General features: G+C 73.7%; 29 protein-coding genes. 15 read left to right on the plus strand and 14 right to left on the minus strand.

All coding sequences use genetic code 11. The annotated features are described in order from the left end of the window. Positions 1–23: 23 nt before the first annotated feature. Positions 24–1,226: a DNA recombination protein RmuC gene (locus DAI17_RS02390; RefSeq protein WP_107771284.1), complete on the minus strand. Its 1,203-nt coding sequence runs from the start codon at positions 1,224–1,226 to the stop codon at positions 24–26. A 42-nt stretch (positions 1,227–1,268) separates the two neighbouring features. Continuing rightward, the gene (locus tag DAI17_RS02395) at positions 1,269–2,048 is read right to left on the minus strand and encodes an exodeoxyribonuclease III (RefSeq protein WP_107771285.1); all 780 of its coding nucleotides are present in this window, start codon (positions 2,046–2,048) and stop codon (positions 1,269–1,271) included. Positions 2,049–2,235: 187 nt separating this feature from the next. Here DAI17_RS02395 and DAI17_RS02400 point away from each other — a divergent pair, with 187 nt between their 5' ends. Beyond that, positions 2,236–3,063, plus strand: coding sequence for a M57 family metalloprotease (locus DAI17_RS02400; protein ID WP_107771286.1), 828 nt, complete (start codon positions 2,236–2,238; stop codon positions 3,061–3,063). 89 nt (positions 3,064–3,152) lie between these two features. Here DAI17_RS02400 and DAI17_RS02405 read toward each other — a convergent pair whose 3' ends face one another. Genes DAI17_RS02405 through DAI17_RS02415 form a run of 3 tightly spaced genes read right to left on the minus strand, consistent with a single transcriptional unit; the run spans position 3,153 to position 6,854 of the window. Further along, positions 3,153–4,697, minus strand: coding sequence for a PH domain-containing protein (locus DAI17_RS02405; protein ID WP_159081310.1), 1,545 nt, complete (start codon positions 4,695–4,697; stop codon positions 3,153–3,155). Next, complete coding sequence (locus DAI17_RS02410; RefSeq protein ID WP_107771288.1) at positions 4,694–5,218, minus strand: PH domain-containing protein; 525 nt, start codon at positions 5,216–5,218, stop codon at positions 4,694–4,696. Before DAI17_RS02410 ends, DAI17_RS02405 begins: the two co-directional genes overlap by 4 nt. Positions 5,219–5,252: 34 nt before the next feature. Next, positions 5,253–6,854, minus strand: a complete 1,602-nt coding sequence (locus DAI17_RS02415) for an FG-GAP-like repeat-containing protein (RefSeq protein WP_159081311.1) — start codon at positions 6,852–6,854, stop codon at positions 5,253–5,255. Between the two features lie 121 nt (positions 6,855–6,975). On the opposite strand from DAI17_RS02415, the gene ychF reads away from it, so the two are divergent. After that, positions 6,976–8,052 carry a redox-regulated ATPase YchF gene (gene ychF / locus DAI17_RS02420; RefSeq protein ID WP_107771729.1) on the plus strand — a complete coding sequence of 359 codons (1,077 nt, stop codon included), beginning with the start codon at positions 6,976–6,978 and terminating at the stop codon, positions 8,050–8,052. Positions 8,053–8,113: 61 nt separating this feature from the next. After that, a complete protein-coding gene (locus DAI17_RS02425) occupies positions 8,114–9,499 on the plus strand; it encodes a wax ester/triacylglycerol synthase family O-acyltransferase (protein ID WP_199904897.1) in 1,386 nt (461 codons plus the stop codon). On the opposite strand, the gene DAI17_RS02430 is transcribed toward DAI17_RS02425, so the two are convergent. Further along, positions 9,474–9,845, minus strand: coding sequence for an HNH endonuclease (locus DAI17_RS02430; protein ID WP_234412099.1), 372 nt, complete (start codon positions 9,843–9,845; stop codon positions 9,474–9,476). The genes DAI17_RS02425 and DAI17_RS02430 overlap by 26 nt on opposite strands. 141 nt (positions 9,846–9,986) lie before the next feature. Between DAI17_RS02430 and DAI17_RS02435 the strand changes: the two genes are divergently transcribed. Beyond that, positions 9,987–10,277, plus strand: coding sequence for a glutaredoxin domain-containing protein (locus tag DAI17_RS02435; RefSeq protein ID WP_107771291.1), 291 nt, complete (start codon positions 9,987–9,989; stop codon positions 10,275–10,277). A gap of 11 nt (positions 10,278–10,288) precedes the next feature. On the opposite strand, the gene DAI17_RS02440 is transcribed toward DAI17_RS02435, so the two are convergent. Together DAI17_RS02440 and DAI17_RS02445 are read right to left on the minus strand one after the other, a co-directional pair. Beyond that, positions 10,289–10,468 (minus strand): hypothetical protein, encoded by a 180-nt coding sequence (locus DAI17_RS02440; protein WP_107771292.1) that lies wholly within the window; start codon positions 10,466–10,468, stop codon positions 10,289–10,291. A gap of 97 nt (positions 10,469–10,565) precedes the next feature. After that, positions 10,566–11,801, minus strand: coding sequence for an MFS transporter (locus tag DAI17_RS02445; RefSeq protein WP_107771293.1), 1,236 nt, complete (start codon positions 11,799–11,801; stop codon positions 10,566–10,568). Positions 11,802–11,886: 85 nt separating this feature from the next. On the opposite strand from DAI17_RS02445, the gene DAI17_RS02450 reads away from it, so the two are divergent. The 3 genes from DAI17_RS02450 to DAI17_RS02460 all read left to right on the plus strand — a co-directional run bounded on the left by DAI17_RS02450 (position 11,887) and on the right by DAI17_RS02460 (position 13,956). Then, complete coding sequence (locus DAI17_RS02450; protein ID WP_107771294.1) at positions 11,887–12,759, plus strand: LysR family transcriptional regulator; 873 nt, start codon at positions 11,887–11,889, stop codon at positions 12,757–12,759. Between the two features lie 84 nt (positions 12,760–12,843). Beyond that, a complete protein-coding gene (locus tag DAI17_RS20830) occupies positions 12,844–13,113 on the plus strand; it encodes a hypothetical protein (protein WP_159081312.1) in 270 nt (89 codons plus the stop codon). Between the two features lie 42 nt (positions 13,114–13,155). Continuing rightward, positions 13,156–13,956 carry a thioesterase family protein gene (locus tag DAI17_RS02460; protein ID WP_107771295.1) on the plus strand — a complete coding sequence of 267 codons (801 nt, stop codon included), beginning with the start codon at positions 13,156–13,158 and terminating at the stop codon, positions 13,954–13,956. 26 nt (positions 13,957–13,982) lie between these two features. On the opposite strand, the gene DAI17_RS02465 is transcribed toward DAI17_RS02460, so the two are convergent. Continuing rightward, complete coding sequence (locus DAI17_RS02465; protein WP_107771296.1) at positions 13,983–14,414, minus strand: CBS domain-containing protein; 432 nt, start codon at positions 14,412–14,414, stop codon at positions 13,983–13,985. After that, entirely contained in the window at positions 14,411–15,559 is a 1,149-nt protein-coding gene (locus DAI17_RS02470; protein ID WP_159081313.1) for a hypothetical protein, read from the minus strand. Before DAI17_RS02470 ends, DAI17_RS02465 begins: the two co-directional genes overlap by 4 nt. A 108-nt stretch (positions 15,560–15,667) precedes the next feature. On the opposite strand from DAI17_RS02470, the gene DAI17_RS02475 reads away from it, so the two are divergent. Genes DAI17_RS02475 through DAI17_RS02500 form a run of 6 tightly spaced genes read left to right on the plus strand, consistent with a single transcriptional unit; the run spans position 15,668 to position 20,409 of the window. Continuing rightward, on the plus strand, positions 15,668–16,066 hold the full coding sequence (locus DAI17_RS02475) for a (deoxy)nucleoside triphosphate pyrophosphohydrolase (protein WP_107771298.1): 399 nt from the start codon (positions 15,668–15,670) through the stop codon (positions 16,064–16,066). Continuing rightward, positions 16,063–16,347, plus strand: a complete 285-nt coding sequence (locus tag DAI17_RS02480) for a hypothetical protein (RefSeq protein WP_107771299.1) — start codon at positions 16,063–16,065, stop codon at positions 16,345–16,347. The genes DAI17_RS02475 and DAI17_RS02480 overlap by 4 nt, the downstream gene beginning before the upstream one ends. After that, positions 16,344–17,276 (plus strand): DMT family transporter, encoded by a 933-nt coding sequence (locus DAI17_RS02485; protein ID WP_159081314.1) that lies wholly within the window; start codon positions 16,344–16,346, stop codon positions 17,274–17,276. The genes DAI17_RS02480 and DAI17_RS02485 overlap by 4 nt, the downstream gene beginning before the upstream one ends. Positions 17,277–17,310: 34 nt before the next feature. Then, entirely contained in the window at positions 17,311–18,261 is a 951-nt protein-coding gene (gene mshB, locus DAI17_RS02490) for an N-acetyl-1-D-myo-inositol-2-amino-2-deoxy-alpha-D-glucopyranoside deacetylase (protein WP_107771301.1), read from the plus strand. Between the two features lie 5 nt (positions 18,262–18,266). Beyond that, positions 18,267–18,632 carry a hypothetical protein gene (locus DAI17_RS02495; RefSeq protein ID WP_107771302.1) on the plus strand — a complete coding sequence of 122 codons (366 nt, stop codon included), beginning with the start codon at positions 18,267–18,269 and terminating at the stop codon, positions 18,630–18,632. Positions 18,633–18,642: 10 nt separating this feature from the next. Continuing rightward, the gene (locus DAI17_RS02500; RefSeq protein ID WP_159081315.1) at positions 18,643–20,409 is read left to right on the plus strand and encodes a VanW family protein; all 1,767 of its coding nucleotides are present in this window, start codon (positions 18,643–18,645) and stop codon (positions 20,407–20,409) included. Between the two features lie 31 nt (positions 20,410–20,440). Here DAI17_RS02500 and DAI17_RS20835 read toward each other — a convergent pair whose 3' ends face one another. The 4 genes from DAI17_RS20835 to DAI17_RS02520 all read right to left on the minus strand — a co-directional run bounded on the left by DAI17_RS20835 (position 20,441) and on the right by DAI17_RS02520 (position 23,889). Further along, complete coding sequence (locus DAI17_RS20835) at positions 20,441–20,932, minus strand: hypothetical protein (RefSeq protein ID WP_159081316.1); 492 nt, start codon at positions 20,930–20,932, stop codon at positions 20,441–20,443. A 93-nt stretch (positions 20,933–21,025) separates the two neighbouring features. Further along, on the minus strand, positions 21,026–21,238 hold the full coding sequence (locus DAI17_RS02510) for a hypothetical protein (RefSeq protein WP_159081317.1): 213 nt from the start codon (positions 21,236–21,238) through the stop codon (positions 21,026–21,028). Between the two features lie 190 nt (positions 21,239–21,428). Further along, positions 21,429–22,700, minus strand: coding sequence for an aspartate--tRNA(Asn) ligase (gene aspS / locus DAI17_RS02515; protein WP_107771305.1), 1,272 nt, complete (start codon positions 22,698–22,700; stop codon positions 21,429–21,431). Between the two features lie 244 nt (positions 22,701–22,944). Then, positions 22,945–23,889, minus strand: coding sequence for a GNAT family N-acetyltransferase (locus tag DAI17_RS02520; RefSeq protein ID WP_107771306.1), 945 nt, complete (start codon positions 23,887–23,889; stop codon positions 22,945–22,947). Between the two features lie 57 nt (positions 23,890–23,946). Between DAI17_RS02520 and fdxA the strand changes: the two genes are divergently transcribed. Together fdxA and dapC are read left to right on the plus strand one after the other, a co-directional pair. Next, positions 23,947–24,273, plus strand: coding sequence for a ferredoxin (gene fdxA / locus DAI17_RS02525; RefSeq protein ID WP_056885930.1), 327 nt, complete (start codon positions 23,947–23,949; stop codon positions 24,271–24,273). After that, positions 24,270–25,376: a succinyldiaminopimelate transaminase gene (gene dapC / locus DAI17_RS02530; protein WP_107771307.1), complete on the plus strand. Its 1,107-nt coding sequence runs from the start codon at positions 24,270–24,272 to the stop codon at positions 25,374–25,376. Before fdxA ends, dapC begins: the two co-directional genes overlap by 4 nt.

The following is a 25,376-nucleotide window of genomic DNA, read 5'->3' on the forward strand; positions in this document are numbered from 1 at the left end:
CGGCCCGTCCGGGTGGGGCGGGCTCAGGCGCCGCGGCGGTCGGCCCCCCGACCGCTGCGCCCGCGGTCGTCGCGACCGGGCTCGCGACCGGCGGCGGGGTCCGCGAGTGGTGCGTCGAGGACGGCCGCCCCCGGCCGGGCCACGTCGTCCAGCGCGGACAGGTCCGGCGCGGTGAGCTCGGGGGCCGACAGCGCGCGTGGCGCCTCCTCGACCTGCCGGGGCGCGTCGAGGTCGTCGGCGGTCACGCCGAGGTCGCCGAAGCGGCGGGCGGTGACCAGCACCCGTCCCTCCAGGGAGCCGACGGCCGCGTTGTAGGACGACACGGCTGCACCGAGCGAACGGCCCACCTTGTCGAGGTGGCCACCCAGGGTGCCGAGCCGCTCGTGCAGCTCACGGCCCAGCCGCTGCACCTCGGCGGCCTGGCTGGCCAGCGTCTCGTGCGACCAGCCGTGCGCCACGGTGCGCAGCAGCGCGATCAGCGTGGTCGGCGTCGCCAGCACGACCTGGCGGGCGGCGGCGTGCTCGAGCAGGTCGCCCTGGGTCTCGAGCGCGGCCGCGAGGAAGGCCTCGGCGGGCACGAACATGACGACGAACTCGGGGGTCTCGTCCAGCGCCCGCCAGTAGGCCTTGGCACCGAGGAGGTCGACGTGGGTGCGCAGCTGGCGCACGTGGCGACGCAGGTGGGCTTCACGCTCCGCGTCGTCCTCGGCAGCCGTCGCGTCGAGGAAGGCGTCCAGTGGCACCTTGGCGTCGACCACGACGGACTTGCCGCCGGCGAGGTGGACGACCACGTCGGGCCGCAGCACGCCGTCGGCCAGCTGGACCTGCTCGGAGAAGTCGCAGCGGTCGACGAGCCCCGCCAGCTCGATGGTCCGCCGCAGGTGCAGCTCGCCCCACCGTCCACGCACCTGCGGCTTGCGCAGCGCCGTCGCCAGCGACGAGGTCTCCCGGCGCAGCGACTCGGTGGTCAGCCGCATGTCGGCGACCTGCTGGCTGAACTGCCCCTGCCACGACGCCCGGGAGTGGTCGAGGTCGCGCAGCTGGTCGTGCAGGCGCGCGAGCCCCTCGCGGACCAGGGCCTGGTCGGCGGACTCGCGGCGGTCCCGCTCCTGGAGGGCGGCCACGACGCCCGGCTCCTGGGGCCGCGAACGGACCCAGAGAACGCCGATCAGCCCGCCGAGCACGAGGCCGACGAGGAGGGTCACCGAGGTCGTCAGGAGGTCCATGGGGCGAGCATGGACCACGGCACCGACAACGCCGGGGAGGCGCTAGTCCAGGTCGACGACGACCGGGGCGTGGTCCGACGGCGATCCGGTCCCCTGCGCGGGGTCGCGCTCGTCGCGGTCGATGAACGCACCGGTCACCCGGCCGGCGAGCGACGGCGAGGCCACCACGAAGTCGATCTTGAGGCCGCGGTCGCGCTCGAAGCGCTGCCGGTAGTAGTCCCAGTAGGTGTAGCCCGGCGCGTGCTTCCGGGTGACCTCGACGTAGCCGTCGTCGAGGAACGCCTGGAACGCCGCCCGCTCCGGGGGCGTGACGTGGGTCGACTTCCGGAACTGCTCGGGGTCGAAGACGTCGTCGTCGGTGGGGCAGATGTTCCAGTCGCCGACCAGCGCCGTGTCGCCGTCGAGCCAGGACCCCGCGGCCTCGCGCAGCCGGGCCAGCCAGTCGAGCTTGTAGAGGTAGTGGGGGTCGTCGGGCTTGCGCCCGTTGGGCACGTAGAGCGACCAGATGTCGATGCCGCCGCAGCGGGCGCCGATCGCCCGCGACTCGGCGGCCAGCGGGTCCCCGAAACCGGGCATGGCGTCGAAGCCGACCCGTACGTCGTCGAGGCCCACACGCGACATCAGCGCCACGCCGTTCCACTGGTTGGTGCCGGCGACGGCGACGTCGTACCCCAGTGCCTCGATGCCCATCAGCGGCAGCTGGTCCTCGCGGGCCTTGGTCTCCTGGAGGGCCAGGACGTCGATGTCGTGGCGCTGGAGGAAGGCCTCGACGCGGTCGATGCGGGAGCGGAGGGAGTTGACGTTCCAGGTGGCGATGCGCACCGCACCACCCTAGGAGGGGGGTCCCATCCCCACGGATGTGGTCGGAAGTTTTTCCGTTCCCAGCCCTTTACACGGGCGATCCTCGTGGGGGAGGTTCTCCCCACGCACTGTTCTCGGGAAACAGGTGCCCCTGCGGGACCCCCGGGCGGAGTGTGCCTTCAACCACCACCCCCTGAGGAGATCCTCCATGCAGCGCAGCCGTCTCGGGCAGTTCGCTCTCGCATCCGTCGCCGTGCTGGCCACCACCATGTCCACCAGCATGGCCACGCCGGCGATCGCAGCAACCGACAGCGACATCCCGTCGTTCTCGGAGTTCCACTCGCAGACCTTCAAGGACGTCGACCAGCAGTACGTCGTCAACGGTGACGAGCCGGTGGCCACGACCGGGGACCTCAAGACCTTCTACGACTCCATGGTCGGGAGCCCGAAGAAGACGACGGAGAACGGTCTCGTCGTCAACACGGTCGGCGGCGCCGACGACAAGTGGAGCGCCTCCCAGGCCCTCGACCTCACCTACTGCGTCAGCACCAAGTTCGGCAGCCAGTACACCAACGTGGTCAACGCGATGGCCGCCGGCGCCGGTCAGTGGGAGGCGGCGTCCAGTCGCGTCGAGTTCACCCACCTGTCGGCCAACGACTCCAACTGCAGCGTCCGCAACAACGCGGTGCTCTTCTCGGTCGAGCCGACCAACACGACGCAGTACATCGCCCGAGCGTTCTTCCCGAGCACCGCCGACCGCCAGCGCAACGTGCTCGTCAACGCCGGCTCGCTGATGAACTCCGGCTCGTGGACCCCGTCCAACATCATGGCCCACGAGCTCGGCCACGCCCTCGGGTTCCGCCACGAGCACACTCGCCCCGAGGCCGGCACCTGCTTCGAGGACAACAACTGGCGTCCGCTGACGGCCTACGACTCGGCGTCGATCATGCACTACCCGCAGTGCAACGGGTCGAGCGACGACCTGAGCATGACGGCCACCGACCGGCAGGGGATCGTGGCGCTGTACGGAGCCTGATTCCGGAGGCCCGAGCCCACGCAAGACCCGCGAGCGCCCCTCTTGTCCCGAGCTGGAGGGGCGTTCGTGTGCCCGGACGCCCCACGTCGTCAGGCGGTCCAGGCCGTCAGCACGCCGGGGGTCGCCGTGTCGGCCAGTGCGATCGCCCGGTCGCGGGGGACGTCCCTCAGCAGGACCTTCTCGGCACCGGCGGCGGTGGTCGCGACCAGGTCGGCGAGCCCGAGCCGGCGCTGGAACCAGGACTCGGTGAGCACCCACCCGATGATGCCGTCGGTCTCCAGCACCGTGCGGAGCCGCGCGACCTGGGCGTGCCCCACCGTGAGGTGGGTCGGGTCGAGGGCGTGCCCCAGGTGCCGGTACGACGCCTCGGCGACCACGGCGGCGAGCGGGAGGCCGACGACGACCACCGCGACCGGCAGCCACCAGCCGAGCCAGGCGACGTCGAGGAGGACGACGGGCAGCACGGAGAGCAGGGCGAGGTCGAGGACGGTGAGTGCCTGCCGCACGTGGCTGCGGCGCCGGGCGAGGGGACCGTGGGGGGTGAGGTCCGTCGTCAGGCGACCGGGTGCGCCCAGGACGTCGTCGCCGACGCCGACGCAGACCGGGCGCGGGCACGGGGGCAGGATCCGGGTGACGCCCTCGCTCCCGACGCCGGTCGCGAGGGTGGACAGCTCGCCACCGCCGACGAGGCGCAGGAGGACGGGCTCACGCAGCTCCACGCCCCGGACCCGGGTCTCCTCGACGCTGATCGAGCGCGTGGTGAACAGGCCCGCGGTCAGGTGCAGCGACCCCTGGCCGCGGGTGAGGCGCATGTCCCACCACTGCACGACGTAGCCGGTCACCGCCACCAGCACCCAGAGCACGAGGCCGGCCACCAGGACGACGGCGGCCACCAGCCAGACGGCGAACGACGTCACCCACCGCCAGCCGTCCGTCAGGTGCTCCTCGTCCAGGAACGGCAGGTCCTCGCCGAACTGCCCCAGCAGGCCGACCAGGCCGGCGAGCAGGACCAGCCGGCCCAGGCTGAAGGGGGCGAAGCGCAGCCACGACCAGTCGACGGCAGCGAGCAGGGTCTCCGGCGCGGGTGCCGAGACGGCCGGCCCGTTCGCCTCGCCGGACCCGTCGTCGAGCTCGTGCGGCGCGCCGGCCGGAGCCGGTACGGCGACCTGCCGCCGGGCGAGCAGGTGGGCGCGCAGCCCCGCGGCCCGCTCCCGTGACACGGCGTCGAGGGTGATCCGGTCGTCGTCGACGCCGGTGCCGATCTGGACCTTGGCCAGGCCGAGCACGCGGTGGAGCAGGGAGGCCTCGAGGTCGACGCTGCGGACCCGGTCGAGCGGGGCGGTGGAGGTCGTCCGGTTGAGCAGGCCGGTGCGCTTCTGGAACTGGGTGTCGGTGATCCGCCAGCCGGTGGTCAGCCACGGGAGCACGCCGAACGCGATGGCCCCGAGCACGACGACCGGGAGCGACCACCACGGCAGGCCGTCGTTGCGTGCGCTCAGGCCCACCAGGGCGATCACGGCCGGCACGAGGAACTGGCCCAGTGCCTTCACCGGGTCGAGCAGCAGGTTGCGCGGGTCGAGCCGCTGCCACTCCTCGGGCTCCTCGACCTGCTGACGACCCCGGTCGTCGCTCACGTGGCGTCGCCCTCGCTCGCGCCGGTGATCGCGGTCAGGGTGGCGACCAGCTCCCGCGCCTGCTCGGCGTCGAGGCAGTCGATGGTGATCGGTCCGGCGGCGGACGCCGTCGTCACCGTCAGGGACGCCAGGCGGAACAGGCGCATCAACGCACCCTGGCGGGAGTCGACGGTCTGCACCCGGCTGAGGGGCGCGATGCGCGAGCTGATGGTGATCCAGCCCGCGCGGGTGTGGATCGCGGTGTCCGTCACCTCCCACCGGTGCACGCGGTAGCGCACCGGTGGCATGACCACCGGGTAGACGACCAGCACGACCAGGACGAGGCCGGCGAGCACCAGCGCCCACCAGGACGGCCTGCCCTCGGTGAGCCACCACACGACGTACCCGCCGACGACGAGGACCGCCACCACGGCGGACGGGATGGTCGCGGCGATCCGCCAGTAGCCGACGGCGCGCGGCGACACCTGGTGCGCGGGCTCGCGCAGCCCGGCGGGCGGTGGGGTGGCGGGTGCCTGGGTCATGCCCCGAGTTTTCCACGCGCCCACGGGCGTGGACTCAGCCGCCGACCGTCCACGTGTCGTCGTTCGTCGGTCCCATCGCCGTCGCGGTCTGGAGGAGGTACGTCGAGAAGCCGGTCGCCGCGTCCAGGGCGTGCACCTCGGTCGTCGTCCCCGCCCGGTTGACCATCATCAGGTCGTCGCGGCCGTCGCCGTTGTGGTCGGCGGTGCTCACCGACCAGCTGGTCGGGTCGACGGCCGGCGCCGAGGTGAAGGTCTGCGCCAGGAAGGTGGTGAGGCCGGTCTCGGCGTCGAGCACGTGCACGGCCGTGCGGCCGTCGGACTGCAGGTCGACGAGGTAGAGGTCGTCGCGCCCGTCGAAGTCGTAGTCGCCGGTCGCGACCTGCCAGCGGTCGGGGTCCAGCGCCGGGGCGGCGGTGGCGGCGTCGACGAGCTCGGTCTGGAAGCCGGTCGACGAGTCGAGCACGCTCACCCCCAGCCGGCCGTCGTCGTCCAGGTCGACGACCCACAGGTCGTCGCGACCGTTGCCGTCGTAGTCACCGGCGGCGAAGCGCGCCTTCCCGAGCCGGGTGTCGCGCTGCACGACCGTCGCGTGGCTGAGGAACGAGTGGAGGTAGTCGGACCCGTCGAGCACCTTGACCTGCGCCGTCCCGCCGCCCGACGGCAGGGCGGCGAAGACGTCGGTCATCCGGTCCCCGTCGAAGTCGCCGGTGGCGAAGCGCCAGTCGGGTCCTTCCAGGGGGAGCAGGGTCCGGTTGGAGTACGTCGCGTAGGCCGAGGCGGGGTCGAGCACGTGGGCCTCGCCACCCCCGGTGGCCGGCTCCCGGATGGCGACGAGGTCGGCCGGGGTGCCCGTGGACTGCCGGCCGATCTTCTCCACACGCACCTGGTCGACGTACATCGACGGTGAGGTCGACGTCTCGCCGCAGCTGGGCTGCTCCTCGTCGGGGCAGTTGCGCTTGACCTGGAGGCGCATGTGCTCGGGGGCCACGGGGGCGTGGTTCGTCGACCACGTCTCGACGCCGTCGACGAAGAAGCGGGTGGGCACGGGGGACTCGGCGGCGGCGTCCTGGCCGGGTCCCATGTAGGTGAACTCCACGGCGTACTCGTGCCACTCGGTCATGTCCTCGGGGTACTTGTCGCCCAGGCACGCCTTGTCCCCGAGCGGCGGGGAGTAGCGCCAGTAGTAGGCCGCCAGCACGCGCTCGCAGCGCGGCTTGCCGCCCCAGCTCTCGACGACGTCGATCTCGCCGACCCGCTGGGTGTCGTCGGTGCGCAGCCAGAAGGCCGGGTGCACGCCGGTCTCCTTCGGCATCTGCAGGGTCGCCGAGACGCGGTAGGTCGTGCCGACCTCGAAGGGGACGGGGGAGAGGGACTGCAGGTGGGCCTCGGGGCGCATCTCCAGCACGGTGCGTCCGTCGTACGTCGTCTGGGTGATCCGGTCGGCGTTGGAGCTCGACACGTGGGCCCAGCGCTCGGCATAGGGCTGGTCGAAGCCGTCGTTGTAGACCTCGACCGGGCCCGCCGACGTCGTGGCCGAGACGAGCGGGGTCTCCGGCACCACGAGGTCCGGCACGGGGGTCGTCGTCGGGCTGAGGAACTGCAGCATGACGAGCATCTCGCGAAGCCAGGAGGGCATGGGTCCTTCGAGGGCCGGGGACGGGACCACTCGATTCAACAAGGCGGGTGGTCGCCCGGCCAAACCACGAGCGGCTCGCGGGATTCGGGCGGGGCTGCGGACGGCCGTAGACTCCCCGCCCGTGGCTCTCACCATCGGCATCGTCGGTCTCCCCAACGCGGGCAAGTCGACGCTCTTCAACGCCCTGACCAAGAACGACGTGCTGGCAGCGAACTACCCGTTCGCCACGATCGAGCCCAACGTCGGCGTCGTCGGCGTCCCCGACGACCGGCTCCCGCGGCTGGCCGATGTCTTCGGCTCGGCCAAGGTCCTGCCCGCGACGGTCGAGTTCGTCGACATCGCCGGCATCGTGCGCGGCGCCTCCGAGGGTGAGGGCCTGGGCAACAAGTTCCTCTCCCACATCCGCGAGTCCGCCGCCATCTGCCAGGTGACGCGGGTCTTCCGCGACGAGGACGTCACCCACGTCGACGGCGAGGTCAACCCCTCCTCCGACATCGGGACCATCCAGACCGAGCTGATCCTGGCCGACATCCAGACCGTCGAGAAGGCGATCCCGCGGTTGGAGAAGGAGGTCCGCGGCGACAAGTCCAAGGCCCCCGTTCTCGACGCCGCGCGCGAGGCGCTCTCGGCCCTCGAGTCCGGCACCCCGATCATCAGCGCGAAGATCGACCGCGAGCTCATCCGTGAGCTGTCGCTGCTGACGGCCAAGCCGTTCATCTACGTCTTCAACTGCGACGCCGACGAGCTCGCCGACGACGACCTGCGCGCCCGGATGCAGGAGCTCGTCGCCCCGGCCGAGGCGATCTTCCTCGACGCCAAGTTCGAGGCCGAGCTGGCCGAGATGGACGACGACGAGATGGCCCACGAGATGCTCGCCGAGATGGGCATCACCGAGTCCGGCCTCGACCAGCTCGCCCGGGTCGGCTTCGACACCCTCGGCCTGCAGACCTACCTGACGGCAGGACCCAAGGAGACGCGGGCCTGGACGATCAAGAAGGGCGCGTCGGCCCCCGAGGCGGCCGGCGTCATCCACACCGACTTCCAGAAGGGTTTCATCAAGGCCGAGATCGTCTCCTTCGACGACCTCATGGATGCCGGCTCCATGCTCAAGGCCAAGGAGGCCGGCAAGGTACGCATGGAGGGCAAGGACTACGTCATGGCCGACGGCGACGTCGTGGAGTTCCGCTTCAACGTCTGAGCCACCTCGCAGGAGCCGCGCCGTCTTCACTCACGCTTGCCCGGCGTGACAGGCTCGGGCGGTGAGAGAGCATCGCGTCAACCCCGTCGACGCCATCTGGCTGAACATGGACCGGGTCCAGAACCTGATGGTCATCGAGTGCGTCATGTTCCTCGAGGGCCCGGTGGACCGGGACCGGTTCGACCGGGTGGTGCAGCGCCGGCTCGTCGACGCCTACCCGGTCTTCTCGCGGCGCCCCGTCCCGGGTCCGCGGTGGAGGAGGTCGCGGTGGCGCGACGTCCCCGACTTCGACCCCTCCGACCACGTGCGCGAGGTCCGGCTGCCGGCACCCGGTGACGCCGCCGCCCTGCAGGAGTACGTCGGGCGGTTCCTCGCCGAGCCCCTTCCGCGCGACCGACCGCTCTGGGACATCCACCTCGTCGACGGGCTCGACGAGGGGTCGGCGATCTACGTCCGGCTGCACCACGCCCTCGCCGACGGGATCGCGCTCACCCAGGTCCTGCTGTCCCTGACCGACGCGACGGCCGACGCCGAGACCGACGGTCGTGACGGCGGAGGGGCGCGGCACCACGGCGTCGGCGACCTGATCGAGGCGGCCCGGCGTGCTGCACCCGAGGTGACGCACGCGCTCCGGCCGGCCCGGGTGCGAGCGGGGGTCGTGGCGGGGATCCGCACCGGTCTCAGCGGCGCCCGCGTGCTCGCCAAGCTGCTGCTCACCCGCAACCCGGAGACGGCACTGGCCGGGGACGCCGGGTCGCACAAGCGGGCCGTCTGGTCCGAGCCGGTCGACCTGCAGCTGGTCAAGGACATCGCGAGGAGCTCGGGAGCCACCGTCAACGACGTCCTGGTCTCCGCCCTCGCCGGCGCGGTCGAGCGCTACCAGGTCGAGCGCGGCGACACCCCGGTCGACGTGCCCACGATGGTCCCGGTCAACCTGCGCCCGATACACCTGCCGCTGCCCCGCGAGCTCGGCAACCGGTTCGCCCTGGTCGTCCTGCTGCTGCCCTCGGGGCTGACCACCGCGACCGAGCGGCTCGCCGAGACCAAGCGGCGGATGGACCGGATCAAGCGCTCTCCCGAGCCGGTCATCACCTTCGCGATGATCCAGGGGATCGGCCTGCTGGGCCGGCGCCTGGGGCGCGGCCTGGTGACCTTCTTCGCGGGCAAGGCGAGCGGTGTCACGACCAACGTCCCGGGCCCGCGCGAGCCGCGCTACCTGGCCGGGACCCGCATCACCAGCATGCTCGGGTGGGTGCCCGGGTCGGGGGACCAGACCCTCGGCACCTGCATCTTCACCTACGCCGGGACCGTGCGGGTCGGCTTCAAGACCGACACCACCGTGATCCCCGACCCCGAGCACATCCTCGACGCCTTCCACGACGAGATCGACGACCTCGCGCAGGGACTGCCGCCGACGGGGGCTACCCGGGACCGGGTGGCGAGGTAGGGGTCGGGCCCGCCGCCGCGGCGCGCGCGATCTCGGCCTGGCGCACCAGGAACCGGCCCTCGTCCAGCTTCTTGCGGCGCATCCACGAGGTCACCTCGGTGTTGCACTTGCTGGCGTTGCAGGACCCGCAGGCCGGCACGACGTTGGCGAGCGTGTAGCGGCCGCCCCGGGAGATCGGGAGCATCGTGTCCTTCTGGAGCGCCGCGACGTCGGCACCGCAGTAGGCGCAGCCGCCCCACAGCGACCGCAGCGCCGCCCACTGCTCCTCGGTCAGGTCGTGCACGACTTGGCCCATGCGGCGCTTGCGGCGCCGGGCGTAGGTCGCGGCTCGGGTCCTGGAGGGCACGGCGCGAGCGTACGCAGTGTGCGCTGCACTCCCGCGCACCTGCGCGGATGTTCGTGGTCCGGGTTGCGGTTCAGGGCTGCACTTCCACGCACCTGCGTCGACGTGCATGGTCGTGAGGACGGCCGACGCATACTCGAGGACATGCTCGGTCACCAGCCCGTCTCCGTGTCCGCCGCCGAGGGCGCCCGCGCGGCGGCCGACGGCAGGGTCGTCGTCTACTGGCGCCGCGGCTGCCCGTTCACCCAGCTGCTGCGGCTGGTGCTGGGCAGGCGCGGCCGGGACGCCGTGTGGGTGGACATCTGGGCCGACCCGGACGGGGCGGCGTACGTGCGCAGCGTCAACGGCGGCAACGAGACCGTGCCCACCGTGGTGATCGACGGGCAGCCCCACACCAACCCCTCGCCGAGGTCGGTCGTCGCGGCGCTGTCCTGACGCCTCGGCGATCAGGGCTTCTTCCGGTACCCCTCGATCATGTCCGAGGTGCCCCGGGCGACCGTGCCGCCGCGCAGGTCGACGAGCTTGGCCTTGCCGCAGCGCCGACACGCGAGATAGGGCTCGACGCCCGGCTCGCGCCGCACCTTCCACGTGTGGACACCGACCCGGCACCTGAGGCTGCGCTCCATCGTGGGCTCCTTCCGCCCCCGCCCACCCGACGCTACGACCGGTGGCAGCGCCGGTCCATGACCCCGACGGACTCGTCCACGCGACGCTGCGCCGGTGTCAGGCCAGCAGCGAGCGCGTGCTGCGCAGCGCGAGCGCGATGCCGCCGGTGACGAGCAGCAGGGCGACCGTCACGGCCACGACCCCTGTCCAGCCGGCGCCGGTCCACGCGGCCGCCCCGAGGCTCCCGAAGACCGCGGCGCCGAGGTAGTAGGTGAACGTGTAGAGCGACGCCGCCTGGCCGGCGCTGACCCCGCCGGCGTGCGCCCGGGCCGGCACCCAGCCGCTGGCCACCCCGTGCAGCCCGAAGAACCCGATGGCCAGCAGCGAGAGCCCGCCGACCAGCACGACCAGCGACGTGGACAGCGTCAGCAGGGCGCCGGAGGCGGCGACCACGGCGCCGACGGGCAGCACCGCACGGCGGCCGAACCGGTCGGCCAGCCGGCCGAAGGAGGCGGCGCTCGCGGCGCCCAGCGGGTAGACCAGGAAGACCAGGCTCGCTGCCCCGAGGCCGAGCCCGAACGGCGGTCCCTCGAGCCGGAAGGTGACCACGTTGAGCATCGCCACCATCGCGCCGAACGCGCAGCCGCCGATGGCGTACAGCCCCAGCAGCGCGGGGTCGCTCACCGCGCGGCGCGCCATCCGGAGCATCGGGCGGGCCCCCGTGGGGGCGGCGACGAAGTTGCGGGAGGCCGGGAGCAGGCGTCGTACGACGAGGGCGCAGGCCGCCGCGAGGACGGCCGCGCTGGTGAGGGCCCACCGCCAGTCGCCCAGGTCCGCGGCGTACCCGGTCAGCAGGCGTCCGGTCATCCCGCCGAGCGCGGTGCCGCCGATGTAGAGGCCCGCGGCGCGCGCCTGCGTGGAGGAGTGCAGCTCCTCGCGGAGGTACGCCGTGGCGGCTGCGGGGAGGCCGGCGAGCGCCACGCCCATGAGGCAGCGCAGCACCAGCAGGGCGGTCCACGACGGCGCCAGCGCGCACCCGATCGCGCAGGCCGTCGAGAGCAGCATGGACAGGTGGATGAGCCTGGTGCGGCCGACCACGTCGGAGAGCGGCCCCACGACGAGCATCGCCAGGCCGAGGGAGAGCGTGGTCAGGGAGACCGTCAGGGTGGCCTCGGTCGTGGAGACCTCGAAGCGGCTCGCCAGCGCCGGGAGGATGGCCTGGGTGCTGTAGAGCAGCTCGAAAGTCACGACTCCGGCGGCGAAGAGCGCGACCACGACCCGCCGGTAGTCGGCCGTCCCGGGCAGGTAGCCCTCGCCCGCGGCGGCACGGGACGGGGCGGCGGGGGACGACATGGTCCACCGAGTGTCCGCCGTCCGCGGTCGATGCGTCCAATGTCGAGATCGGCCGGACTTCATGCGCGAGCCGTATGGTGACGGGATGCAGATCCGGGACCTGGAGTGGCTCCTCGCCGTGGCAGAACACCAGCACGTGACCGGCACGGCCGCCGCCCTGGGGGTGAGTCAGCCGACGCTCTCCCGGGCGCTGGCCCGGATGGAGCGCGAGCTCGGGGCAGCCCTCTTCGTCCGGGCCCCCGGTGGCGTCCACCTCACCCCGGTCGGGGCCACGGTGGTCGCGGGTGCGCGCGAGGTCGTCGACCGCTACGCCCAGCTGGTCACCGACGTGGCGGGCGAGCTCGACCCGGAGACCGGGGTGGCGCGGCTGGCCTTCCTGGACTCGATGGCCACCTCGCTGGTGCCGCGCCTGCTGCGCGACTTCCACGCCGAGGCGCCCGGCGTCCGGGTGCTGCTCAGCCAGGAGCCCGCCCACGAGATGGAGGACGACCTGGCCCGCGGTGCGGTCGACCTCGCCATCACCTCGCACCCGGCGCCCGGCGGCGGCTGGCTGGTGCTCCAGGAGGAGCGGATGGTGGTCGTGGTGCCGCCGACCCACCGGCTGGCCGGCCGGGAGCTCCTGACGCTCGACGAGCTCGAGGGAGAGGAGCTGGTGACGACGCCCCCCGGCTTCGGCTCGAGGTCGCTCGTCGACGACCTGCTCCGCGAGGCAGGGGTGGGTCTCGCGGTCTCCTTCGAGAGCCAGGACCTCGGCACCGTCGAGGGCCTGGTCGCGGCCGGGCTGGGGGTGGCGATCGTGCCGGAGGCCTTGGCCGGGGTGTCCGGCGCGGCCGGCGTGCAGATCGAGGGCGCGGCCGGCGCCCACCGCACCATCGGGCTGACCTGGCGGCTCGACCGCCGGCTGTCGCCGGCCGCCGAGCGGCTGCGCGCGTCGATCGGCCGCAGCGTCGGGACGTGACGCGGCCAAGGTCACACCGCCACGGACTTGGATCGTTCCAATCCGCTGGCCACACTGGAGGGGACGACCACGAGAGGATCTGGGATGACCCGCCTGATCGACGAGCTCAACGCCCTGCACGCGTCGTACGTCGACGCCATCAACGCCGCCGTCGCCAACGACGACCTCGCCACGGCCGCCGACCTCGCCGCGGAGTACGACCGCGACGCGATCCTGCTGATGGCCGAGCGCGAGGGCCGCCAGGACCTGCTGCCCCTCCTCGGCCTCGACGCCGCGGGCAACCGCCTCGCCGTCGAGCGCGACACCCCGCTGCGCCGGCTGGTCAAGCGCGTCACCACGCTGCGCGCAGCCTGAGCGCCCCCCGGCCCGCTGACACCGCCTGACAGACTGCGGCCCATGGGACACGAGTGGGACCTGCACACCGCCGTCGAGGCCACGCCCGACGGGTTCTCCGCCGAGCTCGACCCGGGCTGGGTCGTCGGCGGCGGGGTCAACGGCGGCTACCTGCTGGGCGTGATCGGCCGCGCCGTCGCCGAGACCGTGCCGGCCAAGCCGGACCCCTTCGCGGTCAGCGCGTTCTACGTCTCCGCCTCGCGCCCCGGCCCGGCCACCGTCCGCACCCGGGTGGTGCGCGACGGCGGCAGCACCGCCACCGTGGCCGCGGAGCTCAGCCAGGGCCGGGACGTGCGCATCACCGCCCTCGCGACGTACGGCGACCTGTCCACGCTGCCCGACGACGTGCGCACCACGGCGGTCGAGCCCGACCTGCCGCCGCTCGAGGAGTGCTTCCCCACGTCTGCGGCCCCCGGCGCCCAGGCGCCGCCCCTGATGGAGCGCTTCGACATGCGGCTCGACCCCGCGTGCGTGGGCTGGGCGGTCGGTGAGCCCAGTGGCCGCGGCCTGCTCCAGGCGTGGTTCCGGCTGGCCGACGGCCGCGACCCCGACCCGGTCCAGCTGCTGATGGTGCTCGACGCGCTGCCGCCGGTGACCTTCGACCTCGGCCACCCCGGCTGGGCCCCGACGATCGAGCTCACCGCCCACGTCCGCGCCGTGCCGGCGCCGGGCTGGCTCAAGGTGTCCCACCGCACCCGCAACGTCGCCGGCGGGATGTTCGAGGAGGACTGCGAGGTCTGGGACTCCGCGGGCCGCCTCGTCGCGCAGAGCCGCCAGCTGGCCCGCTTCCCCCGCCCGGCCTGAGCCGGTCGGCCTGAGCCGGTCGGGCCTCAGCGCCCGAGCCGGTGCAGCCTGCCGTGCTCCAGGGCCCGGGAGCGGACGTCGTCGTCGCTGCAGAACCCGTCGAGCGTCCGCTTGAGGCAGAGCAGGCCGAGCAGCCGGCCGTCGTCCGCGACGACGGCCAGCCGGCGCGTGCCGCGGTCGCGCATCACCTGCAGGGCCTCCTCGAGGTCCCGACCGGGGTCGACGGTCCGCGCGTGGAGGGTCGCTGCGTCGAGCGCCGGGGCGTCGGGGTCGAGGCCGTCGACCAGGTCGTCGCGGACCAGGGTGCCGCGCAGCTCGTCCCCGTCGGTCAGCAGCAGCATGTGCACGTGGGAGTCGGTGAAGGCCTCGTGGGCCTGGGCCACGGTGGTCGCGCTGCCGTGGGTCCACGGCTGCGTCACCATGGCGTCCGACGCGGTGCGGGACGGCCGGCCGGTCATCGGCGGTCCAGCCAGGCGCGGTCGAGAGACGCGATCCAGCGGCGTCGCGGGTGCTCGGTGACGGTCCAGATGCGGTCGGTCGAGGGCCAGTAGGCCAGGTCCTCGGGACCCATCGGGACGGCCCAGCGTCGCAGGCGCATCGCGCCCGGCTGCCCCGAGGCGATCATCCCGGGCATCCACCGTCCCTGCGAGACGCTCACGTGGTAGCGGCCGCCGGCGACGACCACGCCCTGCATCTGCCGCACGCCGCCGTGATCGAGGGCCAGCGGGCGCGAGATGCCGTCCTCGCCGCTCGCCAGCTGCCACGTGGCCGGGTCGAGCGGGTAGCGCGCCAGCCGGGTGGTCGCGTCGGGGTCCAGCGCGTACTCGCCGGCCACCAGCGCCGGCGGGTCCGAGCGCCGGTCGAGCGAGGCGAAGGAGTAGCGCAGCCTCTGGTGTCCCTCGTCGGTGAACGCCTGGTACGTCGAGCGCACGGGCAGCACGTAGCGGTGGCCGAACGAGGCCACCCGCGTGCCGTCGACGCCGATCTCGTCGGGGTGGTCGTCGTCCCCGGGCACCCGCATGATGTCGTCGACCCGGGCGGTGACGAAGCCGCGGCTCGTGGCCGCGACGTGCAGCCAGGGGCCGGCCCAGACGATGCCGCCGGCGTGGATCCTCATCGGACGCAGCTGGAGGGTGCCGGCCTCGTCGAGGACGGGGACCACCAGGAGCACGTGGCGGTACTCCAGGGTGTCGAGGTCGACGAAGGTGACGCGGGACCCGCGCTTGATGCCGTCGCGGCCGGTGGAGTACCACGTGGTGACCAGCACCCGGCGGCCGCCCGCACCGATCACCTCGGTGGCGGACGAGTCGGCGCTGGTGGAGATGCCTTGGGGGTACCAGAGCTCGTCGCGGTCGTCGTACGCGTCCCAGCGGTAGGCCTCGCGGACGGCACGGCCGAGCAGCCTCGGCACCACCCTCGCCGGTCGCAGGCGGTACTTCAGGTCCGCGAGCAGGCCGTCGAGCCCCGCGGGCTCCCCGAGCACGGCGGCCAGGGTGGCGATCTCCCGGGCGTTCTCGTCGGTGCGCTGGAGGTGCACGCCCTCGACCCGGGAGCTGGTCTGCCCGCTTCCGGGCGGGGGAGCGGACTCACCGGCTTCACGCATGGCCCCACCGTAGTCGCGGGACACCGTCGCCGGGACCGCCCCGGGGGGTCATGCGGGAGCGTGCCGGCCGCGGCCACCGGCTGGTTCCGTCCCACTAGGGTCGACCGGGTGACCGACCAGCCGCGCGTCCCCGTCGTGGGTGCCGCGATCCTCCGCGACGGGCGGCTGCTGGCGGCCCGGCGTACGACGCCCTCGGCCGCTGCGGGGCGCTGGGAGCTGCCGGGCGGCAAGGTGGAGCCGGGGGAGACCCCCGACGACGCGCTGGTCCGCGAGGTTGCCGAGGAGCTCGGCTGCACCATCTCGGTGACGTCCTGGCTGCCCGGCGCCGCACCCATCGGCGCCACCCACGAGCTGCGGGTCGCCGCGGCCCTGCTCGTCGACGGCGAGCCGGAGCCGACCGAGCACGACGCGGTCCGCTGGCTGGCCGCGGCCGACCTGGGCGACGTCGACTGGCTGGAGCCCGACCGTCCCTTCCTCCCGCACCTGGCTGGGATGATGCGGCGGTGAGGGCGATCTTCTTCGACGAGGACGACGCGCGCGCGGTCGCGGCGCGGCTGCGCGCCGACGGCTTCGAGGCGAGCGTCGTCCGCGAGCGGCTCGCCGGCGAGGACGACGACGAGGACCACCCGTGGGCGGTGCTCTCCGACGCCCCGGAGCTGATGGTGGAGATGCTCGTCGACGAGTACGACGGGTGGCTCGACGCCGAGGACACGTCGCCCGCCGCGCCACCCCTGCCCCCGCTGGACCTGCCCGCCGCCCCGCGGCGGGTCAAGCGGGGAGAGCAGTGACCGGACCGGTCGCCCCCTCCGCGACCGGCACGGCCCGGCGCCCGGTCGGCTCGCTGCCGCTGCTGCCGGCCGCCGCGTTCGTGCTGGTGTGGTCCTCGGGCTACATCTCCGGTCCCTACGGCGTGCAGCACGTCGCGCCGTTCACCCTGCTGGCGCTGCGCTTCGTGGTGGCCGCCGTCATCGCCCTGCTGGTCGCCCGGCTGCTGCGCGGGCCGCTGCGGATCGACCGGGCCGACCTGGGCCGGATCGCGCTCACCGGGCTGGCGATGAACGCCGTGCAGTTCGGCGCGATGTACCTCGCCTTCGACGCCGGGCTCGGCGCCACCCTGGCGTCCCTCCTGCACGCGCTGACGCCCGTGCTCACCGCGGTCCTGGCCGCCGTCCTCCTCGGGGAGCGGCTCTCGCCGCGGCAGGTGGTCGGGCTGGCCATCGGGGTGGCGGGCGTCGTCATCGTGCTGGGTCCCGACATCGACGGGGCCGGCGGACCGTGGGCGGTGGCGCTGGGTGTCTTCGGCGCGGTGACCCTCAGCCTGGGCACGCTGGGACAGCGCTGGATCGGCCACGCCCCGGACCCGTGGTGGTCGGCGGCCATCCAGTTCAGCGTGTCGGTGCCGCCGCTGGCGGTGCTCGCGCTGGCCCTGGAGGGCGCCGACGCCGTGAGCGACCCGGTACGCGGTGGCCTCACGGTGGCGTTCCTGGCGATCGTCAACTCGATCGTCGGGCTCCTGCTGCTGGGGACGCTCGTGCGCGCCGGCGGCGCGGGAGCGGGCGCGAGCCTCTTCTTCCTGTCCCCGCCGGTGACCGCGGTGCTGGCCTGGATGGTGCTGGGGGAGACCCTCGGGCCGCTCGAGCTGGTCGGCCTCGCGGTCGCCGTGGCCGGGGTCGCGCTCGGCACCCGACGGGCGGCGGTCGCCTCCCCGGGGACCTAGGCCGCGCTGTCGGGCGCGGTCCTAGGCTGGAGGCATGTCCCTTCGACTCGACGCCGCTGACGCGTCGCCGGCTCAGGACGGCGCCGCAGACCAGCGCCTGCTCCTGGTGCACGCCCACCCCGACGACGAGACGATCAACAACGGCGCCACGATGGCCAGGTACGTCGCCGAGGGGCGCTCGGTCACCGTCGTCACGTGCACCGCCGGCGAGATGGGCGAGGTGCTGGTCCCCGACCTCGAGCACCTGGCCTACGACAAGGAAGGCGGGCTCGGCGAGCGCCGCCGGGGCGAGATCGCCGAGGCGATGGCCGCGCTCGGCGTCACCGACCACCGGTGGCTGGGCGGCTTCGGCCGCTTCCACGACTCGGGGATGGCCTGGCACCCCGACGGCCACGCGGTCGCCGCCGAGGTGGTGCCCGACAACGCCTTCTGGCACGCCGACCTGCGCGAGGCGGCCGACGAGCTGGTGCGGATCATCCGCGAAGTGCGTCCGCAGGTGCTGGTGACCTACGACGAGTTCGGCAACTACGGCCACCCCGACCACATCCAGGCGCACCGGGTCGCGACCTACGCCACGGCGCTGGCCGCGGCCCCGACCTACAAGCGCGACCTGGGGGAGCCCCACGACGTGGCCAAGGTCTACTGGTGTGCCATCAGTGAGGCGCGGATGCGCGACAGCCTGCGCGAGATCCGGGCCACCGGGGACACGACGACCTACGAGGGGATGGACCCCGACGGCGAGCTCGGGCCCTTCTTCACCGCCGACGAGCTGATCTCGGCCCGCATCGACGGGCAGGCCTGGGCCACGACCAAGATGGAGGCCCTCAAGCTGCACCGCACGCAGGTCGACCCCGACGGGCCGTTCTTCGCCGGGGCCGAGTCCGGCCACGCCTTCTGGGGCGACGAGTACTACGTGCTCGCCAAGGGCCCGCGCGGCCCGGTGGGCGAGGACGGGTTCGAGGCCGACCTCTTCGCCGGGCTCTGACGCCGGTGCTCCGGCTGGTCCGCGGGGGCGCGTTCGTCCTCGCGCTGCTGGTCGTCGGCGCGGCGGGAGGCCTGGCCACGGTGCTGGTCCACCAGCGCGGCTGGGGCCTCCTCCTCGGCCTGGCGACGGCGGCCGCGTGCACGCGCGCCCTGCCCCGGGGGTGGGCCCGGGTCGGCTTCATGATCGGCTGGATGGGGGCGGTGGGATGGGCGATGGCACCCCGCCCCGAGGGCGACTACCTGGTCCCCGGCAACCTCCTCGGCTACGCCCTGCTCGTGGGTTCCTTCGTCGTCCTGCTGGTGGCGCTGGCCACCAGCGGACCTACTCGCGGGTCGCGCGACGATCCGGGGGATTCACCCACCCCGACCTAGGATGCGGGGCGTGTCGTTCCTCTCCACCCCCGAAGTCGACGCCGGCCGAGACCAGCAGGACAAGGCCGGCGGCCGCGTCGTGCTCTGGCTGCTGCTCGCCCTGATCGTCGTCTTCGGCGGGCTGTACGTCGCGGCGCACTACGCCGCCGGCGACCGGGTGCCGCGGGGGACCACCGTCAGCGGGGTCAACATCGGCGGCCACCCGCAGGCCGAGGCGGCCGACCGGCTCCGGGCCGGGCTGGCCGACCAGGTGAGCACCCCCATCGAGGCCGACCTGGACGGCACCCCCGTCACCGTGGAGGCCACGGAGGCCGGGCTGGACGTCGACTACGAGGCGTCGGTGGCCGAGGCCGGCGGCGAGGAGAGCTGGGACCCCGTCCGGCTCTGGAACTACTTCACCGGCGGCGACGACCTCGAGGCCGAGGTGATCGTCGACGAGGCCGCGCTGGGCGCACTTGTCACCCGTCTCGACGCCGAGCACGGGCGCAGCCCGCGGGAGGGGGCGCTGGCCTTCGAGGGGGCCCGCATCACCGAGACGAAGCCGCGGACCGGCCGCGCGCTCGACCCGGCCGCGACCGGCGAGGCCCTCGCCGGCGCCTGGCTCGAGGGCGAGACGGCCGAGCTCACCCTCGTCGAGCAGGAGCCCGAGATCGACGCGGGCGACCTCGCCGAGGCCCGCGACTCCTTCGCCAACGCCGCGGTCTCCGGACCGGTGACGCTGACCTTCGAGCAGTCGACCGTGCGCCTCCAGCCGGCCGACTACACCCGGGCCCTGAGCATGGAGGCGGTCGACGGCGAGCTGGTCCCGCGCCTGGACGACCAGGCGCTCGGTGCCGTCCTGGAGGGCAAGGTCTCCGTCGGCGGCGCCCCGGTCGACGCGACCGTGGCCCTGGTCGACGGCCGGCCGCAGGTCGTCCCCGCCAAGCCGGGCGTCACCTACGACGAGGAGCAGATCGCCGGCTCCTTCCTCGAGCTCGTGGCCGGGTCCGGCGACGAGCGCACCCTGGCCGTCGACGCCAAGGTGGCGCGTCCCGACGTCACCACCAGGGAGGCCCGCGCCCTGCAGATCAAGGAGCGGGTGTCCACCTTCACCACCTACTACCCGCACGCCGAGTACCGCAACGTCAACCTCGGCCGGGCCGCCGAGATCATCGACGGCTACGTGCTGGAGCCGGGGGAGACCTTCTCGCTCAACGACACCGTCGGCGAGCGCACCGAGGCCAACGGCTTCACCGAGGGCTACGTCATCTCCGACGGCATCCTGATCCAGGACCTCGGTGGCGGCGTCTCCCAGATGGCCACGACGCTCTTCAACGGCATGTTCTTCGCCGGCCTCGAGGACGTGGAGCACAAGCCGCACTCGTTCTACATCGACCGCTACCCGATCGGTCGCGAGGCCACCGTCGCCTGGGGCGCGGTCGACCTGCGCTTCCGCAACGACACGCCGTACGGCGTGCTCATCGACACCAACGTCACCCCGTCGACGCCGTCGTCGTCCGGCGTGGTGACGGTGTCGATGTACTCCACCAAGCACTGGGACATCACCAGCTCGACCGGTGAGCGGCACAACATCACCGAGCCCGAGGTGCGCCGCGTGAACACGCTGCAGTGCCACGCCAACGAGGGGTACGGGGGCTTCGACATCGACGTCACCCGTTACTTCGAGCCGGTCGGGGCCAACACCGAGACCCGCGAGCCCGAGGTGTTCTCGACGACCTACACGCCCAGCGACACGGTGATCTGCACCAACCCGAACGCCGAGGACAACGTCGGCTGATCCGCCTCGGCCCGGACGCGCCCCGCGTGCGTCAGGCGCCGACCGGTCGTGCCCGGGCGGCGAGCGCCAGCACGGCCAGCGCCGCCACGACCGCGGCGACCCCGACGACGAGCGACTCGGGGTCGTCGGTGAGCCGGCCGGCGGCGATCCAGGCGAGGCCCCACGCGGCGGCGGCCGCGAACGTCCAGCGGCGGCCGGTGCGCGCGAGCACCAGTGCCGCGACCCCGACGACCACGGCCAGCGCGACCACCGCGATCGCGTCGGCGACCGGGGCCGACGGGGTGACGCCCTCCGCGACCAGGGTGGCGGCGATGTTGGCGCACACGGCCACGCACACCCAGCCCAGGTAGAGCCCGAACGTCCCGTCCACGACCACGCGGTCCGCCGGCGTCGCGCCGGGGCCGAGGTCGGCGAGCCGCTGCACCAGCACTCCGAGGACCAGCACGAGCACGACGATCACTGCCACGCTCGCCCACAGCCAGCCCTGCTGGGTGACCAGCAGCCAGGCGGCGTTGAGCGCCATCGAGGCGGCGGCCGGCCACCCGGTCGCGCGGGCCCGTGGGGAGGCGGCGACCGACGGCAGCCACTGCCAGACCGTGTACGCCGCGAGGCCGGCTTACACGACCGACCAGATCGAGAACGCCGGTCCCAGCGGCGCCAGCAGGGTCGCGTCGGCCGCCAGCGCGCCGCCGGACGACTCCTCGACCCGGGTGCCGATGACGCCGGTGCCCACCAGGGTCCCCAGCACGCAGAAGACCTCCGCGAGCGTGACGACGACCTGGCGGACCCGGTCGGCGGTGGTGGGCGCGGTGCTCTCCGAGAGGCTCATGCCCACCATCCAACACGCCGCGTGGGCGCCGACTCGTCGGACGTCGGCCGGGACGTCCGACGAGGCGGCGGCCTCGGGCACCGGACCGTCGGACGTCCCGCAGGACGTCCGACGGCACGGTCGCCGGACCGTCGGACGCTGCCCGGGACGCCGTCAGCCGCCAGCCGTCAGCCGTCACCCGGCGCGCGGCTCAGGGGGAGAGCCGGTGCAGGTCGCGCGGGAAGGGCGTGACCTCGCGGACGTTGGCGGCCTCCACGAGCCGGCCCACCCAGCGCTCGAGCCCGATCGCGAACCCGCCGTGGGGCGGCATCCCGTGCCGGAAGGCCTGGAGGTACGCCGCGTGGGCGGCCGGGTCCTCGCCGCGCGCCCGCAGCGCCGTCTCGTAGTCGCCGGCGCGGTGCAGCCGCTGCCCACCGGTGACCAGCTCCAGCCCCCGGAACAGCAGGTCGAAGCTGTTGGACCAGCGGGCGTCGTCCGGCTGCGGGTGGGTGTAGAACGGCCGCTTGGCCATCGGGTAGCCCTCGACGGCCAGGAAGTCCGACCCGTGCTCCTCCAGCGCCCACGCTCCCAGGGCCCGCTCGTGCTCGGGAGCGAGGTCCGGCTCGTCCTCCGGCGCGCCCACCAGGGCCAGCGCGTCGGCGAAGTGGACCACCGGGATCTCGGCCGGCACCACCGGGAGGCGGGCGCCCGCCCTCGACGCGGCCTCGGCGGCGTACGACCCGATGCCGGCCACCATCCCGGCCAGCACCTCGCGCAGCACCGCGAGCACGTCGCGGTGGTCGCGGACGAAGCCGAGCTCGACGTCGAGCGAGCGGTACTCGGCGAGGTGGCGGACGGTGTCGTGCGGCTCGGCGCGGAAGACCGGACCCACCTCGTAGACGCGCTCGAAGACACCGACGAGCTGCTGCTTGTAGAGCTGCGGGCTCTGCGCGAGGTAGGCCGGACGGCCGAAGTAGTCCACCTCGAAGACCGTCGAGCCCGACTCGGTGGCCGAGTCGACCAGCTTGGGCGTGGCGATCTCGGTGAAGCCCAGGTCGTCGAGGCTGCTCCGGAACCCGCGCAGCGACGCCGCGGCCACCTCCCAGCGGGCCCGCTGGGCGGGGTGGCGCCACAGGACCGGGGCGTGGTCGAGCAGGGTGGGCAGCTGGACGTCGAGCTGCGGGCGCCACAGCTCGGCCGGCGGGGTCGCGGCCGGGTCGGTGAGCGCCTCCACGACGGCCTCGGTGACCTCGACGCCGCCCGGCGCCTGCGCGTTGGCGGTGGCCGTGCCGGTCACCCGGACGGCCGTCTCCTCGGGCGGTACGACGCTCCCGGCGGGCAGCACGACCTGCGCCAGGCCGCTGCGGTCGCGCACGACGAGGAAGGTGACCCGGGCCAGCTCCCGGCGGCGGTGGACCCACCCCTCCAGCGTGACCGGCGAGCCGGGAGCGAGGATGGGCAGGGATGTGCAGAGCGATCTCATGTCGACCTCCAGTTGGCGTGGGCCCTGGAGGTGTGGGCGGGGGCTAGGTCGCGGTGCCACCACACCTTCGCCGGCCAAGTCTTCGGCGGCCGGCCTCTCGTCGGTGACGCCGGACGCGCGGACCGCGGCTCGTCTGCCGGTGTGCAGGGAGGGCGTCACGCTCCACCGCGGTCGCGCTGATGATGCATCCGCGCGGGGCGGGTCGGCAACTCGATTCGCGGGCCCGGTGCGGGGACCTCGCCTCTCAGGACGTCCCGGCGGGGGCGACGAGGTAGCGGTAGGTGTGGTGGGTGACGAACCCCAGCCGCTCGTAGAGCCGGGCCGCGCCCGGGTTGTCGGTCTCGACCTGGAGCACCGCGGTCAGCGCGCCGCGCGAGGCCGCCCAGTCGAGCAGCTCGGCCAGGACGTGCGTGGCGAGCCCCTGCCGCCTCTGGCCGGGGTCCACGTCGAGGGAGTCGAGCACCACCCAGTCGCCGTCGAGCGTCGCGCGACCGGTCGCCGCGCCGTCGCCGAGGTGGACCACCAGCCGGTCGGGCTCCTCCTCGAGGCGCGGCACCGGTGCCGCGCGACCGGCCGAGACCGCGTCGCAGGACCGGAGCGCCCGCGCCACCCCCGCCACCTGGCAGTGCGCCGACCCGTTCCCGAGGTCCCGCCAGTCCAGCGCCAGGAGCCCGGACTCGACCTCGGAGCCGAGGACGGCCATCACCATCGGCTCGCGGTCGTGCTCGCGGTGCCACCGGCGGACCGTGTCCGCGGCCTCGGCGAGCGGCATCCCGGGGTCGCCCATCGCCAGCGTCGAGCTGGCCCGCCGCCGCAACCGTCCGTCGTACGCCGGGGCGCAGCGCAGCACCCACTCGCCGAGCGGCTCGGCGACCAGGTCCGGCCACAGCACGTGCGTGTGAAGCTCGACCGAGCGCGGGGAGTCGCGGTGCCGTACCGAGGGGCGCGGCGGGACGGGCTTGCCGGACACGATGTCGGCGACCGCCACCTCGACGCGACCACGCTCGGACTCGATCACGACGACCCCGCCGGACCACGACACGCAGGTGCCCAGGACGTCGTTGAGGGCCGGCCCGCCGGTGGGGCCGGTCTCGCCCCGGACGACGTGCCTGACCACCACCCGCTGCCCCACGACGTGGGGTCCCAGCAGGTGCCTGCCCACGGTGTGGGGGTCCGGCGCGGAGGGCATGCCGGGATATTAGAGTGGTCACGTTCGCCCCTCGCCCCTTGCCTCCAGGAGGATCCGGTGACCTACGTCATCGCCCAGCCGTGCGTCGACCTCAAGGACCGTGCGTGCGTCGACGAGTGCCCCGTCGACTGCATCTACGAGGGCAAGCGCATGCTCTACATCCACCCCGACGAGTGCGTCGACTGCGGTGCGTGCGAGCCGGTGTGCCCGGTGGAGGCGATCTTCTACGAGGACGACACCCCCGAGGAGTGGAAGCAGTACTACGACGCCAACGTCCAGTTCTTCGACGACCTCGGCTCGCCCGGCGGCGCCGCCAAGATGGGTGAGATCGACAAGGACCACCCCCTCGTCGCCGCGCTGCCCCCGCAGGAGCACGACGAGTGACCTCTCGGGTCTCGGCCCGGCTCCCGGACTTCCCCTGGGACAAGCTCACCTCGTACGCCGCCCGCGCGCGGTCGCACCCCGACGGCATCGTCGACCTCTCCATCGGCACGCCCGTCGACCCGACCCCCGAGGTCGTGCAGAAGGCGTTGGCCGCGGCGGCGGACAACCCGGGCTACCCGACGACCATCGGGCTCGAGGCCACCCGGCAGGCGGCGATCGACTGGCTGGGCCGGCGCTTCGGCGTCACCGGCCTCGGACTCGACGGCGTGCTGCCGGTCATCGGCTCCAAGGAGCTGATCGGCTCGATGGCCGTCCACCTGGGCATCGGCGCCGGTGACCTGGTCGTCTACCCGCAGCTGGCCTACCCCACCTACGAGGTCGGCGCCACGCTGGCCGGCGCCCGCGCGGTCGCGACCGACTCGCTGACCTCGCTCGGGCCCGAGGTGCCGCGGCTCCTGTGGCTCAACAGCCCGTCCAACCCCACCGGCCGGGTGCTGCCCGTCGAGCACCTGCGCAAGGTGGTCGACTGGTGCCGTGACCGGGGCACGCTCCTGGTCTCCGACGAGTGCTACCTCGAGTGCGCCTGGGACACGACCCCCGTCTCGGTCCTGCACCCCGACGTCTGCGGCGACAGCCACGAGGGGATCCTCGCCGTCCACTCGCTGTCCAAGCGGTCCAACCTCGCCGGCTACCGCTGCGCGTTCGTGGCCGGTGACCCGGCGGTCGTGGGCGAGCTGCTCGCGGTGCGCAAGAACCTCGGGCTCCAGATGCCCGGTCCGCAGCAGCGCGCGATGGTCGCGGCCCTCGACGACGACGCGCACGTGGTCGAGCAGCACGCCCGCTATGCCGCCCGCCGCGCCAAGCTGCGCGAGGCCCTCATGGGCGCCGGCTTCCGCATCGACCACTCCGAGGCCTCGCTCTACCTGTGGAGCACCCGCGACGAGGACTGCTGGGAGACCGTGGCCACGCTGGCCGGCCAGGGCATCCTGGTGGCTCCCGGTGAGTTCTACGGCCCCGCCGGTCGCCGGCACGTCCGCATCGCCTTCACGGCCACCGACGAGCGCATCGACGCGGCGGTCGCCCGCCTCGCGGCGGCCAGCTAG

The organism is Nocardioides sediminis (genome assembly GCF_003047295.1).
Taxonomy (GTDB): domain Bacteria; phylum Actinomycetota; class Actinomycetes; order Propionibacteriales; family Nocardioidaceae; genus Nocardioides; species Nocardioides sediminis.

Coding starts and splice junctions, on each gene's coding strand:
- DAI17_RS02450 (WP_107771294.1), top strand. CDS start 11,887: ATGCAGATCCGGGACCTGGAGTGGCTCCTCGCCGTGGCAGAACACCAG.
- aspS (WP_107771305.1), bottom strand. CDS start 22,700: ATGAGATCGCTCTGCACATCCCTGCCCATCCTCGCTCCCGGCTCGCCG.
- DAI17_RS02510 (WP_159081317.1), bottom strand. CDS start 21,238: ATGAGCCTCTCGGAGAGCACCGCGCCCACCACCGCCGACCGGGTCCGC.
- DAI17_RS20835 (WP_159081316.1), bottom strand. CDS start 20,932: ATGGCGCTCAACGCCGCCTGGCTGCTGGTCACCCAGCAGGGCTGGCTG.
- DAI17_RS02435 (WP_107771291.1), top strand. CDS start 9,987: ATGCTCGGTCACCAGCCCGTCTCCGTGTCCGCCGCCGAGGGCGCCCGC.
- DAI17_RS02520 (WP_107771306.1), bottom strand. CDS start 23,889: ATGCCCTCCGCGCCGGACCCCCACACCGTGGGCAGGCACCTGCTGGGA.
- DAI17_RS02470 (WP_159081313.1), bottom strand. CDS start 15,559: ATGCGTGAAGCCGGTGAGTCCGCTCCCCCGCCCGGAAGCGGGCAGACC.
- DAI17_RS02445 (WP_107771293.1), bottom strand. CDS start 11,801: ATGTCGTCCCCCGCCGCCCCGTCCCGTGCCGCCGCGGGCGAGGGCTAC.
- DAI17_RS02465 (WP_107771296.1), bottom strand. CDS start 14,414: ATGACCGGCCGGCCGTCCCGCACCGCGTCGGACGCCATGGTGACGCAG.
- DAI17_RS02410 (WP_107771288.1), bottom strand. CDS start 5,218: ATGACCCAGGCACCCGCCACCCCACCGCCCGCCGGGCTGCGCGAGCCC.
- mshB (WP_107771301.1), top strand. CDS start 17,311: ATGTCCCTTCGACTCGACGCCGCTGACGCGTCGCCGGCTCAGGACGGC.
- DAI17_RS02460 (WP_107771295.1), top strand. CDS start 13,156: ATGGGACACGAGTGGGACCTGCACACCGCCGTCGAGGCCACGCCCGAC.
- DAI17_RS02390 (WP_107771284.1), bottom strand. CDS start 1,226: ATGGACCTCCTGACGACCTCGGTGACCCTCCTCGTCGGCCTCGTGCTC.
- DAI17_RS20830 (WP_159081312.1), top strand. CDS start 12,844: ATGACCCGCCTGATCGACGAGCTCAACGCCCTGCACGCGTCGTACGTC.
- DAI17_RS02440 (WP_107771292.1), bottom strand. CDS start 10,468: ATGGAGCGCAGCCTCAGGTGCCGGGTCGGTGTCCACACGTGGAAGGTG.
- DAI17_RS02400 (WP_107771286.1), top strand. CDS start 2,236: ATGCAGCGCAGCCGTCTCGGGCAGTTCGCTCTCGCATCCGTCGCCGTG.
- DAI17_RS02415 (WP_159081311.1), bottom strand. CDS start 6,854: ATGCCCTCCTGGCTTCGCGAGATGCTCGTCATGCTGCAGTTCCTCAGC.